General features: G+C 58.5%; 13 protein-coding genes. 7 read left to right on the forward strand and 6 right to left on the reverse strand.

Going from position 1 to position 12,674, the window contains the following annotated elements; genetic code table 11:
* Positions 1 to 36 precede the first annotated feature (36 nt).
* The 3 genes from ACR0B0_RS00370 to ACR0B0_RS00380 all read right to left on the reverse strand — a co-directional run bounded on the left by ACR0B0_RS00370 (position 37) and on the right by ACR0B0_RS00380 (position 3,251).
* Positions 37 to 1,113 carry a DUF389 domain-containing protein gene (locus ACR0B0_RS00370; protein WP_170347832.1) on the reverse strand — a complete coding sequence of 359 codons (1,077 nt, stop codon included), beginning with the start codon at positions 1,111 to 1,113 and terminating at the stop codon, positions 37 to 39.
* A 127-nt stretch (positions 1,114 to 1,240) separates the two neighbouring features.
* Positions 1,241 to 2,161, reverse strand: coding sequence for a manganese-dependent inorganic pyrophosphatase (locus ACR0B0_RS00375; protein WP_480646002.1), 921 nt, complete (start codon positions 2,159 to 2,161; stop codon positions 1,241 to 1,243).
* 109 nt (positions 2,162 to 2,270) lie between these two features.
* Positions 2,271 to 3,251, reverse strand: a complete 981-nt coding sequence (locus ACR0B0_RS00380) for a TraB/GumN family protein (RefSeq protein WP_170347834.1) — start codon at positions 3,249 to 3,251, stop codon at positions 2,271 to 2,273.
* A 124-nt stretch (positions 3,252 to 3,375) separates the two neighbouring features.
* Between ACR0B0_RS00380 and ACR0B0_RS00385 the strand changes: the two genes are divergently transcribed.
* The 6 genes from ACR0B0_RS00385 (at position 3,376) to ACR0B0_RS00410 (ending at position 9,178) form a co-directional block, all read left to right on the forward strand.
* A complete protein-coding gene (locus ACR0B0_RS00385) occupies positions 3,376 to 4,050 on the forward strand; it encodes a DUF2161 domain-containing phosphodiesterase (RefSeq protein ID WP_170347835.1) in 675 nt (224 codons plus the stop codon).
* Positions 4,051 to 4,201: 151 nt separating this feature from the next.
* Complete coding sequence (groES, locus tag ACR0B0_RS00390; protein ID WP_170347836.1) at positions 4,202 to 4,489, forward strand: co-chaperone GroES; 288 nt, start codon at positions 4,202 to 4,204, stop codon at positions 4,487 to 4,489.
* A gap of 53 nt (positions 4,490 to 4,542) precedes the next feature.
* On the forward strand, positions 4,543 to 6,186 hold the full coding sequence (gene groL / locus ACR0B0_RS00395) for a chaperonin GroEL (protein ID WP_170347837.1): 1,644 nt from the start codon (positions 4,543 to 4,545) through the stop codon (positions 6,184 to 6,186).
* Between the two features lie 189 nt (positions 6,187 to 6,375).
* Positions 6,376 to 7,218 (forward strand): DMT family transporter, encoded by an 843-nt coding sequence (locus ACR0B0_RS00400; protein ID WP_170547945.1) that lies wholly within the window; start codon positions 6,376 to 6,378, stop codon positions 7,216 to 7,218.
* Positions 7,219 to 7,256: 38 nt separating this feature from the next.
* A complete protein-coding gene (locus tag ACR0B0_RS00405) occupies positions 7,257 to 8,030 on the forward strand; it encodes an alpha/beta fold hydrolase (RefSeq protein ID WP_480646004.1) in 774 nt (257 codons plus the stop codon).
* The gene (locus tag ACR0B0_RS00410) at positions 8,027 to 9,178 is read left to right on the forward strand and encodes an alpha-D-ribose 1-methylphosphonate 5-triphosphate diphosphatase (protein ID WP_480646006.1); all 1,152 of its coding nucleotides are present in this window, start codon (positions 8,027 to 8,029) and stop codon (positions 9,176 to 9,178) included. Before ACR0B0_RS00405 ends, ACR0B0_RS00410 begins: the two co-directional genes overlap by 4 nt.
* Before the next feature lies 1 nt (position 9,179).
* Here ACR0B0_RS00410 and ACR0B0_RS00415 read toward each other — a convergent pair whose 3' ends face one another.
* On the reverse strand, positions 9,180 to 10,247 hold the full coding sequence (locus tag ACR0B0_RS00415) for a 5-(carboxyamino)imidazole ribonucleotide synthase (protein WP_170347841.1): 1,068 nt from the start codon (positions 10,245 to 10,247) through the stop codon (positions 9,180 to 9,182).
* Positions 10,240 to 10,728: a 5-(carboxyamino)imidazole ribonucleotide mutase gene (gene purE, locus ACR0B0_RS00420; protein ID WP_170347842.1), complete on the reverse strand. Its 489-nt coding sequence runs from the start codon at positions 10,726 to 10,728 to the stop codon at positions 10,240 to 10,242. The genes ACR0B0_RS00415 and purE overlap by 8 nt, the downstream gene beginning before the upstream one ends.
* Before the next feature lie 161 nt (positions 10,729 to 10,889).
* On the opposite strand from purE, the gene ACR0B0_RS00425 reads away from it, so the two are divergent.
* Complete coding sequence (locus ACR0B0_RS00425; protein ID WP_170347843.1) at positions 10,890 to 12,275, forward strand: FAD-binding oxidoreductase; 1,386 nt, start codon at positions 10,890 to 10,892, stop codon at positions 12,273 to 12,275.
* A 91-nt stretch (positions 12,276 to 12,366) separates the two neighbouring features.
* On the opposite strand, the gene ACR0B0_RS00430 is transcribed toward ACR0B0_RS00425, so the two are convergent.
* Entirely contained in the window at positions 12,367 to 12,591 is a 225-nt protein-coding gene (locus ACR0B0_RS00430) for a YdcH family protein (protein ID WP_058280035.1), read from the reverse strand.
* Positions 12,592 to 12,674 lie beyond the last annotated feature (83 nt).

A 12,674-nucleotide genomic window follows, 5' to 3' on the forward strand; every position in this document is an offset into this window, starting at 1 on the left:
GCAATGCCAATTGCCGCCGTTAAATGGCTGTGTCGGTCAGTTTTCTTCGCTGATCTCGTCGACATCCGGCGCCTGCTGGACGGCATCAGTGCCCAGAATGACTTGCGCGCCAATCCTGTTTTGGAACCGCACCACCACCAGATAGCCCGGACCCAATTGATCTTGAAGGATTTCGACCAAAGGTGTCTCGCGCAGGCTTTCTGGCAGCAATCCAGCGACCGAGGAGACTTTGTAAGCCGCTTCAATCGGCAGGTCGACGATCAGCCAGATATCTGCCTGCTTGCGTTTGGCGTTTACGTCAATGCGGATGACCTCGACCGACACCGGGTCTGCCCAATCGCGGATGGCTTGTGCGACCTGAGCTTCGGTTCGGGTTTCGAGATAGCGATTATAGGTGGATTTACCCAACTGCAAAACGACAAGAGCCAGAAAGGCCAATGTCACAGTCACACTGGCGGTAAAGTTCAGTTTCCGGCGACCTTTGCTGAAGACCATCGAGCGGGCCGCGTACACGATATAAACCGCGCAGGCGGACAGGATGATCGCGCCAAGGTTGGTGGCGAATAACAACCCGGCCTCATACGCCTCGCCCGGTTCGCCGAAATACAGCAGAACGCCCGAGGCGGACAGGGGCGGCACCAGTGACACGCCGATGGCCGCGCCGGGCAGCAAGCTGGCTTCGGAGCGGTTGATTTGCACGTAAGCACCGGCGACGCCTGCGGCCAGAGCGACAATCAGGTCCTCGGTTCCGGGGTCGGTCCGGGCCAAGACTTGATCAGGGATCAGGATGCCGCGCGGGACATCTGCGACATAGACCAAGAGCCACGCGAGCAATACGCAAAGAATGGCCGCACCGCAGACAATCAGAGCCAGATAGAACGCACGCCCCAGCCACCCCATGACCATAGCCGCCGCCACGCCCAATATGGGAGCCATCAGCGGCGCCACCAGCATTGCGGCAATCACCACCGCGCCTGAATCGCGAAGCATGCCCATCGTAGCGATCACAACCGATAGGGTCAGCAGCATCGCAAAGCGCCGCCAATAGGCTGCTCTGTCCTTGCCTTCAAACCGCAAGATGTCTCGGGTGGTGCTGAACTTGCGTGTACTCATATGTCGGAACTGATCCGCTACTTGCTCTCCTGACCAGAGTAGCAATGGAAGCGGGTCGCGCAAATCCTATGCCTCAACAAAAAAAGGCGCCCCACTTGGGCGCCTTTTCTTTGGAAAGATCTAAAGATCAGACCTTGAGGTTCGGAATGATTTGCTTTTTGCGGCTCATGATGCCCGGCAGGACCACGGCGTCGCCGTTAACCGATGCGCCAAAGCTTTTCTCGGCCACGCCTTTGACTAGATCGTTCGGCACCAGCAGAGTGGCCTCTTCGTTCAGAATGTCGACCACGAACAGCAGCACCTGATCGACGCCGTCCTCGCTGGCCACACTGACCATCGAGTCCGCCAGGCTAGCCTTGCGGTCCAGCACGACGCCGGGGGCCGTGGTTTCCAGAACCGAGACGCGGAACTTGGTGCCGTCGACCTCGTATTCTTTGCTGTCCATGCGGATCAGTTCGGCGTCTGAGAAGGACGATACATCCGATTTTGCCGCGAACATGTCGGCGGCATAAGCCGATACGTCTAGGCCCAGTTCAGCAGCCAGTTTCTCGGCCACTTCGCGATCATGCGCAGTGGTTGTGGGCGAGCGGAACTCCAAGGTATCCGACAGGATGCAAGTCAGCGCCGCGCCTTTGATGGCGTCGGGCATCTTGGCTGCGTCGTCGCCCATCAGGTCGACCATGATGGTGGCGGTGCAGGCCAGCGGGCGCACGGTGATGTCGATCGGGCCTTTGGTTTTCAGGCCGCCGACCAGCTTGTGGTGGTCGATGATGGCTTGGATATCGGCACTGTTGATGCTGGCGGGCAGTTCGGCCGGGTTGTTGGTGTCAACGATGACAACCGGCGCGTCGGCTTCGACGTCGTCGATGATACGCGGCTTGGACAGGTCCCAGCGCTGCAGCATGAACGCGGCTTCGGTGTTGGGCTCGCCCAGCAGAACGGGCTCGGCCTGTTCGCCTATGACTTCGTTCAGGTACCACGACCACAGGATGGGTGATCCTGTGGAGTCGGTGTCGGGAGATTTATGGCCAAATACAAGGGTTGTCATGTCAGCGTCCTGAGGATGATAATTTGCGCGCCTTATAGGGCGGTCCGCCGGGGTTGTCACCCGGCAGAATCCTCGCTGCGACGGTTGGTCTGTCTTTCGCCGAGTGCGATCAGAAAGGCGCGCGGGTCAAGAAATATCCAGCCTGTTGCAATTGGTTCAGCAATCCATGAGTACCGCCTAGATGTCCAGCCCCCACGGCGATCACTGCGGTCTGATCTTGAATGTCCAGAATCCTCGGCATCCAATTGTTGTTTCGCCCGACCAGTAAGTGCTGTTCGAACGCCTGCCATTCTTCGTCAAACACTTCGGGCGACATACCAGAATGCTCTCGCGCCAAAATACGGCCTAGTTCGATGGATTGTGCGTGATTTTCCTCGAAATATGAGTTTGTCATGGTGGCCAGCTGGTCGTCGCTGGTTTCGTACGAATTGACCCACCGCGCTAGCGATTCCGCCTGTTCTTCAATCGAGTGGAGTTCAAACATGGTCATCAGTTCCTCAATGCTCTCCAGCGAAAATTGAGGGATGCCTTGATCTTCGGCTAAAACGGTCAGACGCGCATCCAGCCCATGATTGGCGTTCGGGTCCTGAAGTAGGCATGTAGGCATGGCCAGAGTCATGCCCAGAAACCAGGGGCGCATTTTCGCTCCCATCCAACTGGGTATGCCGCGTTCGGCTAGGGCGGAAGACAGGGTTGTCCAAGCCTCTTCGGGTAGCAGGTCAATCAAGGTGGGGCCGGACGTAATCAAGATCGGGCTCGGGTCCAGAGCCAGTTCCTTTTCCCAGGCCTTCATCTCGTCTTGGGTTACTTCGAAATAGAATGCATCGGCTTGGCTGAGTGTTGGCGTCAGGTTTGCGACAATCACATCCATGCGCGGATCGTTCAGGTGCATCGTACCTATCAGGTGCAGCACCGTTGTGCCCTTTGTTGCGATCCAGTGGTTGCCTTCTGCAAATGGGACGTTGGTCAGGGTTTCTTTCAGCTCGGCGTGGGCTGCAGGTGACAATTCGCCCTTTAGATCGCGCCCCTCGCAAGCTGCGTGAACCGTGACGGGCAGCAACAGGCAGATCACCAGCAGAATTATGCGCATGTGGAAATTTCCTTTGAAATCAGAGTTGCTGAAACACTGCCTCGGCAGGTGAATGGGTGCAAGGCCGATTGGAAAGCTGCGCCTGGCGTCTGGCATTCCGCCGCAAATCGCATAGCATGCAAACATGAACCGCGAGCAGGATCTCTATCCCCCCATCAAGGCGCTGTTAGAGCGTCAGGGCTATTCCGTCAAAGGCGAGGTTGGCGCGGCTGATATCGTGGCCGTGCGGGATGGCGAAGAACCGGTCATCGTCGAGCTTAAGCTGCGGTTTTCGCTGGCATTGTTCCATCAGGCGATCACACGGCTGAAAGTGACGGATCAGGTTTACATCGGGGTGTGCAAGCCCAAAGGCCGCAGCGCGCGTCGGGCGCTGAAGGACAATCTGGCGCTGTGTCGCCGGCTGGGGTTGGGGCTGATCACCGTGCGGGCCGATGGCAAGGTCGAGGTGCAATGTGATCCCGGCCCGTACGCACCGCGCAAGTCCAAGGCTAAGACTTCGCGCTTGTTGCGTGAGTTCGACCGGCTTGAGGGCGATCCCAATGCAGGCGGCGCTACGCGACACGGGATCGTCACGGCCTATCGTCAGGACGCCCTGAAATGCGCGGCACATCTGGCGGAATGTGGGGCAACCAAAGGGTCCGAAGTCGCAAAGGCAACCGGCGTTCCTGAGGCCACTCGCCTGATGCGCGACAATCACTACGGTTGGTTCGGTAAGGTGGAAAAGGGCGTCTACGACCTGACCGCCGCCGGGCAGGACGGTCTGAAACACTGGGCTTACAGCTGGGAACAGCCTGACTGAGCCCGGTTGCAAAAAATCCATCACAGCTTGTTGACTCGGGGTTTGCGACCCCCTAGCTATGCGTCGTTATCACTCTCATCACCCGAGTGCTAACGCCTCGCCATCCGGCGAGGGGAGGATAAATAAACTTTGAGCCCAAGGAGCTGCAAAGATGGCATTGAAACCGCTTCATGACCGCGTGTTGGTTCGCCGTACCGAAAGCGAAGAAAAAACAGCAGGCGGGCTGATCATTCCTGACAGCGCTAAAGAAAAGCCCAGCGAAGGCGAAGTCGTTGCAACCGGCGAAGGCGCACGCAAGGACAGCGGCGAACTGATCGCAATGGCTGTAAAATCCGGTGACAAGATCCTGTTCGGCAAATGGTCGGGCACCGAGGTTCAGGTCAACGGCGAAGAGCTGCTGATGATGAAAGAAAGCGACATCATGGGGATCATCGAGTAAGCCGCGCGCTTCTCTGATCTTCATTTCCAACTTATTTCTCAAGGAGAGACAATATGGCTGCTAAGGACGTCAAGTTCGACACCGATGCCCGCAACCGCATGCTGTCAGGTGTGAACATCCTGGCCGATGCTGTCAAAGTGACCCTGGGCCCAAAAGGCCGCAACGTGGTTCTGGACAAATCCTTTGGCGCACCGCGCATCACCAAAGACGGTGTTTCGGTTGCCAAGGAAATCGAACTGGAAGACAAGTTCGAAAACATGGGCGCGCAGATGGTGAAAGAAGTCGCCAGCCGCACTAATGACGAAGCCGGCGACGGCACCACCACCGCAACCGTTCTTGCGCAGGCAATCGTTCGCGAAGGCCTGAAGCAGGTTGCAGCGGGCCTGAACCCGATGGACCTGAAGCGCGGTATCGACCTGGCAACCGCCAAGGTTGTTGAAGGCATCAAAGACGCCTCGCGCGAAGTCAAAGACTCGGCAGAAGTTGCTCAGGTTGGCACCATCTCGGCCAACGGCGAAGCCGAAATCGGCCAGCAGATCGCAGACGCGATGCAGAAGGTTGGCAACGAAGGCGTCATCACCGTCGAAGAAAACAAAGGTCTGGAAACCGAGACCGATGTTGTCGAAGGTATGCAGTTCGACCGTGGCTACCTGTCGCCTTACTTCGTCACCAACGCAGACAAGATGATCGCAGAACTCGACGACTGCATGATCCTGCTGCACGAAAAGAAACTGTCCTCGCTGCAGCCGATGGTTCCGCTGCTCGAGCAGGTGATCCAGTCGCAAAAGCCGCTGCTGATCATTGCTGAGGACGTTGAAGGCGAAGCGCTGGCAACTCTGGTTGTCAACAAACTGCGCGGCGGCCTGAAAATTGCTGCTGTCAAAGCACCGGGCTTCGGCGATCGCCGCAAAGCCATGCTGCAGGACATCGCGATCCTGACCGGCGGTCAGGTTATCTCGGAAGATCTGGGTATGAAGCTCGAGTCCGTCACCATGGACATGCTGGGCACCGCCAAGAAAATCGAGATCACCAAAGACGAAACCACCATCGTCGACGGTGCTGGCGAGAAAGCCGAGATCGAAGCACGTGTTGCTCAGATCCGCACTCAGATCGAAGAAACCACCAGCGACTACGACCGTGAAAAGCTGCAAGAGCGCGTTGCCAAACTGGCAGGCGGTGTTGCCGTTATCCGCGTCGGCGGCATGACCGAAGTTGAAGTGAAAGAGCGTAAGGACCGTGTGGACGATGCTCTGAACGCAACACGCGCTGCTGTTCAGGAAGGCGTTGTTGTCGGTGGTGGTGTTGCTCTGGTTCAGGCCGGTAAAGCACTGGAAACTCTGGAAGGTGCAAACGCTGACCAGAACGCTGGCATCAACATCGTTCGCAAAGCCATCGAAGCGCCGCTGCGCCAGATCGCCGAGAACGCAGGTGTTGACGGTGCGGTTGTTGCGGGCAAAGTCCGTGAATCTGCTGACGCAGCATTCGGTTTCAACGCACAGACCGAAGAATATGGTGACATGTTCTCGTTCGGCGTGATCGATCCGGCAAAGGTTGTCCGTACCGCTCTGGAAGATGCGGCATCGGTTGCTGGCCTGCTGGTCACCACCGAAGCAATGGTTGCAGACAAGCCTGCCAAAGAAGGCGCAGCACCTGCAGGCGGCATGCCTGACATGGGCGGCATGGGCGGCATGATGTAAGCACGTCGAATTCGCCCCGGCGAATTCCGACGATCCCGACAAGCGCTTGGCCCTATGGCCAGATTGCTTAGAGGGACCGCCATAGAACTTACTGACGGGGTCGCCTTTGGGCGGCCCCGTTTCTTTTTACCACTACGCCGCGCTGGAAAGTGAGTGTGCAAACGCTCGCGATACCGCTATGCGGTTGATATGCGTTTGTTTCTGCTCACCACTCTGACCATGTGCGCCTTTGCGGCGAATTCGATCCTGAATCGTCTGGCTATAGACAGCGGTGCCAGCGACCCCGCCGGGTTTGCCATAATTCGCGTGTTGTCCGGGGCAGTGGTGCTGACCGGTCTGGTTTGGCTCAGGTCAGGTCGTCTGCCATTGCGCAACCGGCGCAGGTTGGCGGGGGCAGGATCGCTGTCACTCTATATGATTGGGTTTTCCATCGCCTATCTGACGTTGGATGCGGGCCTTGGGGCGCTGATCCTGTTTGGCGTTGTGCAGATCACAATGTTCGCAGTGACGTCGTTAACCGGCAATGCTCCGACTGCGCGACAGATGGGGGGCGCGGCAATCGCCCTTATGGGGCTGGCCTATGTCCTGTGGCCGTCCGGAGCAGTACAGGTCGACCCGATTGGCGCATCTCTGATGACAGCTGCCGGGGTCGGATGGGCAGTCTATTCGCTGGTTGGGCGGTCTGAGCCTGACGCCCTTGCCGGAACGGCGGCCAATTTCGTTATAGCCCTGCCGGTCACTGCGCTAGCGTTAATGCTGATCGTTGGGGATTGGCAGATGAGTGGCGCCGGCTACCTGCTGGCTGTCCTTTCCGGAGGTGTGACCTCGGGGATGGGCTATGCGGTATGGTATCGGGTATTGCCGCAACTGGCGCCAAGCACGGCGGCGGTGGTGCAATTGAGCGTACCAATCATCGCCATCTTCGCTGGCGTTTTGTTGTTGGGAGAAGTCGCCAGTTTGCGCCTGATCTTTGGCGCGGCGCTGGTTCTGGGCGGCATCGCGCTGGCTGTCCTGCGCCTGAAGCCGCGCTAGGGGTTTCAACGCAATCGGATAACGCTTATCTGGCGGCTATGAGATATCTGCTTGCCCTGTTTCTTTTCCTTGTTCCCGCCGTGGCCCAGGCCAAATGCGTGGTGCTTTTACACGGGCTGGCGCGGACCGAGGCGTCCTTCACAGTGATGGAACAACTGTTTCAGGCGCACGGGTACACCGTTGTCCGACCCGGCTATCCTTCGACCGACTTGCCGATACCTGAACTGGCGAACCAGACATTGCCGGACGCCTTCGCGGCCTGTGGTGAAGAGACCGTGAATGTGGTGGCGCATTCAATGGGTGGCATCCTGCTGCGCTATTGGTTGCAGGACCATCACCCGGAAAATCTGGGCCGTGTGGTCATGCTCGGCCCGCCCAATCAGGGCAGTCAGCTTGTGGATGAACTGGGCGCGTATGAGGTGTTCGGCATGCTGCATGGCCCCGCCGGGCTGGCCTTGGGCACGGGCCCCGAGGGCATACCGCGCAAGCTGCCATCCGTTGAGTTTGAGGTGGGCGTGATCGCGGGTGAGAACTCGCTGAACCCGCTGTTTTCCTCGCTGATCGACGGCAAGGATGACGGCAAGGTCTCGATTGAAACGACAAAAGTGGACGGCATGACGGATCACATCGTTCTTCCGGTGACGCACACTTTTATGATGAACAATCCCCGCGTCATGGCGCAGGCGCTGCATTTTATCGAATTCGGGCAATTCGATCCGCAGATCACCTGGCTGGATGGCGTCATGGATATCATCAACGAAATCTGTATCGGGCAGGATTGCTCGGAACCCGAGTCGGAGCCCACGCAATGACCGCATTGAATCTGACCCTGACCGGTGCAGAGGTGCTGTTGCCGGAGCATGGCCTTGTGCCCGCCGATCTGTCTCTGGCGGATGGCATCATTCAAACGGATCGGGTCGGGCGACAGATCGACCTGACTGGCTATCTTGTTCTGCCCGGCATTATCGACCTGCACGGGGATGGGTTCGAACGCCATATCGCGCCACGCCGCGGGGCGATGAAGCAGATGGACGAAGGCATTCTCTCGGTCGAGGCTGAATTGGCTGCGAATGGTATCACTACCGCCGTTCTGGCCCAGTTTCACAGTTGGGAGGGTGGGGTGCGTGGCCCGGAATTCGCGGATCAGGTGTTTCGCGCCATAACCTCGGTCAAGGATCGCGTCGTGACCGACCTGATGCCTCAGTTGCGGTTCGAGACACACATGCTGGATGACTATGCGGACCTGCCCGGCCGTATCGCGGACTGGCAGGTGCCCTATGTCGTGTTCAACGACCACCTGCCGCATGACCGTCTGGCCGAGGGGCGCAAGCCGCCGCGTCTGACCGGCCAAGCACTGAAAGCCGGGCGAAACCCGGACACGCATTTTAAAATGCTGTTGTCCATGCACGCCCGTCGTAACGAAGTGCCAGCGGCGCTGGACACGCTATGTGCGGCATTGGACTCACAGTACGTGCGCATGGGCAGCCATGACGACGCGACTGCACAAATACGGGCCGACTGGCGGGCGCGGGGGGCGCAGATCTCGGAATTTCCCGAAACGCTCGAAGCAGCCGAGGCCGCGCGTGCCGCCGGGGATTACATCATTTTAGGATCGCCCAACGTGGTGCGCGGTGGATCGCACAAGGGTAATGTCAGCGCACTTGACCTGATCACGATGGGATATTGCGATGCGTTGGCCTCGGATTATCACTATCCCAGCCCGCGCCGCGCGGCGCTGATGGTGGCGAAGTCTGGCTTGGTGGATTTCGCCGGGGCCTGGGCGCTGGTGTCATCCGGCCCCGCCCGTGTCCTTGGTTTGCAGGATCGGGGCAAGCTGGCCCCCGGCCAGCGCGCCGATCTGGTGATACTGGATGCCGAAACCCGCCGCGTAGCCGCCACGCTGGCTGGCGGGCGGGTTAGCTATATGTCAGGTGATATTGCGGCGCGGTTTGTTGGCTGATTCACCGTGCAATGCGGTTGAAATGCCCCATTTTGCGGCCTGCCTTAACCTCGGCCTTGCCATAGAGATGCAGCGCCACGTCGCGTTCCTGCGCTAGTTCGGGCACGCGGTCCATGTCCGTTCCGATCAGGTTTTCCATGACCACGTCCGAATGTCGCTGACCATCTCCCAAAGGCCATCCTGCGACGGCCCGAATATGCTGTTCGAACTGATCCACGGCGCAGCCATTCTGCGTCCAGTGGCCCGAGTTATGCACGCGCGGCGCGATCTCATTCACGATCAGACCGCCGGGCGTCACGAACAGTTCGACGCCCATGACGCCGACATAATCCAGCGCGTTTAGGATGTTGGCGGCCAACAGAACGGCATCTGTCCGTTGCGCCGGGCGCAGACGGGCAGGGACTGTTGTGGTGTGCAGGATACCATCGCGGTGTATGTTCTCACCGGGATCGAAACAGGCAACCTGACCGTCCAGCCCGCGGGCCGCAATGATCGATACCTCGTGGCTAAACTCCACAAACCCCTCAAGGATCGCGGGTGCCCCGGCCATATCGGCCAGCGCGGCTTCGGCATCCTCGGGTGCGCGCAGACGGGCCTGCCCCTTACCGTCATAGCCAAACCGGCGCGTTTTCAGGATTGCGGGCGTACCGATCTGCTCGATCGCCGCATTCAGGCTGTTCAGATCGGTGATATCCGCGAAAGGCGCGGTTTGCAGGCCAAGCCCCTGCAGGAAATTCTTCTCGGTCAACCGGTCCTGGCTGACGCGCAGCGCTTCTCGCCCCGGACGGATCGGGCAGTGCGCTTCAAGCAGGTCCAGCGCTTCGGTCGGGATGTTCTCGAACTCATATGTGATGACATCTACCGACCCGGCAAACGCCTTTAGCGCATCGATATCGTCATAGGCGGCGGTGGTCACGCGATCGGCCACTTGGCCGGCAGGAGGGTTGGCGCCGGGTTCGTAGATATGGGTCACAAACCCCAGACGAGACGCTGCCACGGACAGCATCCGGCCCAATTGACCGCCGCCCAGAACTCCGATCCTGGCACCCGTTTGCAATGCGTCACTCATCGACGGGCTCCTCGGGGATCGACGCCGACAGTGCATCGCGCCAAGCGTCCAGTCGTTGCGCCAAAGCGTCATCCTGCAAGGCCAGAATCCCGGCCGCCATCAGGCCCGCGTTGGCCCCACCGGCCGCGCCGATGGCCATGGTGGCAACAGGGAACCCTTTGGGCATCTGCACGATGGAATACAGCGAGTCGACGCCCGACAGGGCCCGCGTCTGTACCGGAACGCCAATCACCGGCACCCGTGTTTTCGACGCCATCATGCCAGGCAGATGCGCGGCCCCACCGGCCCCGGCAATGATCACATGCAGCCCGCGTGATGCGGCGGTCTTGCCATAGTCCCACAAGCGGTCCGGTGTGCGGTGCGCCGAGACAATGCGCTTTTCGTACGCGATGCCTAACTCATCAAGTATGTTCGCGGCTTCCTTCATCGTGGGCCAGTCCGACTGGCTGCCCATGATGATCCCCACTTTCACATCGCTCATCCGCTTGTTTCCCTGCCGTCTGAAAGAGCGCGCACTATAGCTAAATCGGTCCCAGAGGCAATGTGGTTTGGCGACCGTATGGCTCGTCTGACGTCCTGCTGAAAATACATTCGAATTAGTGTATACTTGATCGCGGGAAAGTGGTTCCCGAGGAGGTACCCATGACAGATACAGTTTTGAAAAACCGGGACGGCCAAGCCGTGCCGCAGGACAGTATTGAGGCATTTAAATCGCAAGTTCGCGGGGCACTGATTTTGCCCGGTGACCCCGAGTATGACGGTGCGCGCAGTATTTGGAACGCGTTGGTTGACAAGTATCCCGGTGCAATACTGCGGTGCCACGGCACCGCCGATGTCGCGGCGGCCGCCAGGTTCGCGTTTGAAAACAACATACTGGTATCGGTAAGAGGTGGCGGTCATAACGTGGGTGGGCGCGCCGTCTGCGATGATGGCCTCGTAATTGACCTGTCCTGCATGCGCGCGGTCCATGTTGATGCAGAAACCCAAACCGTACGCGCTCAGGGCGGGGCCACGTTGGGGGATGTAGACTGCGAAACACATCTTCACGGACTTGCTGTGCCATTGGGCGTCGTATCGCAGACAGGTATTGGCGGATTGACGACGGGTGGCGGATTCGGCTGGATGGCACGAAAATACGGGCCAACCTGCGACAACGTTATCGAGGCCGAAGTCGTAACGGCAGACGGTTCGATCAGAACTGCGAATGCGAACAGGAATCCAGACCTTTATTGGGGCATCTGCGGCGGCAGCGGAAATTTCGGCATCGTGACGTCATTCCTTTACAGGGCGTATCCTCTGTCTACGGTGTTGGGGGGCATGATTGCATATCCCCGAGCCGACGCCGCCGAAGTGCTGCGAGGTTTTCGGGATATCGTTTCACGGGCACCTGATGAACTGACGGTCTATGCGGGGTTGTTGTGGGGACCGGATGGAACGCCGCTAACAGCTATGGTGCCGTGTTGGATTGGAGACGATAAGGAAGCTGGGCGTCAGGCAATCCAACCCCTGACGGAGATCGGAGAACCTTTGGTCGTCGACTTGCACGAGATGCCGTTCCCCGCCAAACAAAGCATGCTGGATGGGGCCTATGGGCCAGGCAGCCGGAACTACTGGAAATCTGCATATCTCAACGCGCTGACGGATGAGGCCATTGATACGATCGTTGCACAATCTGAAGGGATGACAATACCCGGCTCGGGCATTCTGATCGAACATTGCGCTGGCGCAGCAAAGTCCAAATCAAATGGGGACAACGCCTTTGCGCAACGCGGTCACGACTATCTGATTGCGATACTACCGCTGTGGACTGATCCAGCGGATGACGCGGATCAGATTGCCTGGGCGCGGTCCATGCATGATGCAATTGCGCCCTATTCCACGGGCGGAACTTATCTGAACTATCTGGGCGCCGATGAAGACAGTGCGATAGAGACGGCATTCGGTGAAAATCTTGATCAAATGAAAGAGGTTAAGCGGAAATACGATCCGACCAATTTCTTCTGCGCAAACGCAAATGTTTCACCTTGAAACAGATGTCATCCGTTTGAATATGACGTAACACTGCAAAACTCGGTTCATAAGCGCCTTGAATGTGCGTGTGAACCGAGTGGTGGAGTTTTCAGGCAATGATGTCCGGCGTCAAACGGTCCTCGATCAGACGAATGATGTCCTTCAGGCGAAGTTTTTGCTTTTTCAGTCGCTTAATCGTCAACTGATCGGCTGTGCCGGTGGACTGCAGCGCCTCGATCGCTTCGTCCAGATCACGGTGTTGGCGGCGAAAAACCTCCAGTTCAACCCGCAAAACCTCATCTGTTTTCATCGAAAGATCTGTTGGCGCATTCATGAGCGACTCAGTGCCTTTTGTGGTGCTTGTGACACAAGATAGTGTGTCAGGGTTTATCCGGCCAGACCTTGTGGACATCACGG

This window comes from Ruegeria sp. BA12, assembly GCF_056539625.1.